The sequence below is a fragment of the Sulfuricurvum sp. genome, assembly GCF_049587615.1.
Classification (GTDB): domain Bacteria; phylum Campylobacterota; class Campylobacteria; order Campylobacterales; family Sulfurimonadaceae; genus Sulfuricurvum.
This window is the reverse complement of the sequence record NZ_JBAVEF010000005.1, coordinates 1-1,605: the sequence shown is the minus strand read 5'-3', so window position 1 is coordinate 1,605 and position 1,605 is coordinate 1. Positions and strand designations below refer to the sequence as shown.

The following is a 1,605-nucleotide window of genomic DNA, read 5'->3' as shown; positions in this document are numbered from 1 at the left end:
GGTGTGAGGCACGCGCCAGATGATACCTTTGAGACGCAGACGGCGCAGATCGTAAGTGAGCTGGCCCGTGGTGTACTGGTCATGGGCCAGGCCTTGCAGATCAGCCACTTGTGGCCGCAAGCTGCGGTGCGTGAAACCCTGGGTCGCCGCGAGAAACGAGGTGAGCGCCGCCACGCCGAAGGCGAGGCCATGACCCGCAGTTGGCCAAAGCGCAGGCCCGGGGCGCGTGGACCGTCCTCGGTGACGGTCGGGAGGACGACCCGTTCGACACTCTCTTGCGACAAATGACAGTTGTGGCTGACCCGTTGGACGTCCAATAGACGTCGGTTGATCTGCCGACCGATCTGTTCCAGGTAAGGTAACTGGCTGAGGTCCTTGTTCACGCCGAAATCCTTGGGCTCGTTGATGGTCGTTTCGGTGCGCAGGGCGCGGCCTTCCTTGAAATACTGCTTGACCCGGTTCGCCTTGTACTCGATGTGTAAGCTGGGTAGTACGCCGTCTTCGATGACTCGGGTGCGGAACTGGCCCGGCGTGGTCTTGATGATTTTGCGGTCGAAGACCAACTGCACCCGATCCGGACGGCCTAAGTCCAGGTTCTCGCGGATGACGGCTTCGAAGAACTCCCGGCCGCGCACGGGATCGTCGAAGACTTGCGTGCGACTGGTTTCCACTTGCCAGACGGACAGGCGATGGCGGTAACCAGCCTGGCGGTCAGCCGCCGTCAGGGGCATGGGCAGACGCTCGACCCACTTGGCAAAGAAAGCCTGGATCTGCTCGGGCCCCAACTGGTCGCAGACCGCCTGCAAACGCTCGGCATCGGCACAGGACAGAAAGCCGTTATCCAAAATCTCGAAGGCGATACCTTCCTTGCGCAACTGCTGCTTGGCCCACTCGTGGCCGTTGAGACAGACCTTGATGGCATACGGCGCATAGCTGCACACCTTGATGAAGGCCGGCCCGAAGTCAGCGTCCTGGATGTAGAAGTAGTAATGGTTGACCCGCACCGCGTCTCGGCTGTACTCGAAGCCGATGTAGCCGGTCTGGTCTTTCTTGCGACCTTTGAAAGCCTGGGCCTTTTCCTGCGCCACGCCGATGAAGACCACACCTTCCGGTTGATCAAACTTCTGGCGGTACTCGGCGGCGATGTCGTCCTTGCGCTGGCCAGGCTCAAAGTGCACCATCGGAATACCGCCTTGCTCGGCAAAGGACTGGATCTGGGCCTTGAAGTCGTCGGTGATCCGGCCCAGCAGGGCGGGCGACGGGATTTTGTTCCCACGATGGCCGATCAGGAAGTTGACCAGTTGCCCAGGCACTTGCAGCGTCGGAATGTAGCCGTTGAGATAGATGCGATCCAGACACTCGACGGTCAGCGTCACATGATCGCGCAGCAAGTCATTGACGTTCGTCATAGGCCAGCCTCCAATGGCTAGCCTATCACATTTACCGACGAGATTCAACCACCGCTTCGCGACTCGTCGGTTTGAGGCGAAGCTTCGCTAGTATTACAGCGCAACATTGGATAGAGCGGCGAGTCTGGCCAGCCTGGTTTTACGATGGGACATGTAGGCAACGAAGTTCCGTTTCTGATAATACAGGACCAGTTTC

At 59.4% G+C, this 1,605-nt stretch carries 1 protein-coding gene; it reads right to left on the bottom strand.

Translation table 11 applies throughout. From position 1 onward, the window contains the following. A partial coding sequence (locus tag WB308_RS00350; protein ID WP_424187851.1) for a hypothetical protein occupies positions 1 to 1,409 on the bottom strand: 1,409 nt, incomplete at its 3' end. Positions 1,410 to 1,605 lie beyond the last annotated feature (196 nt).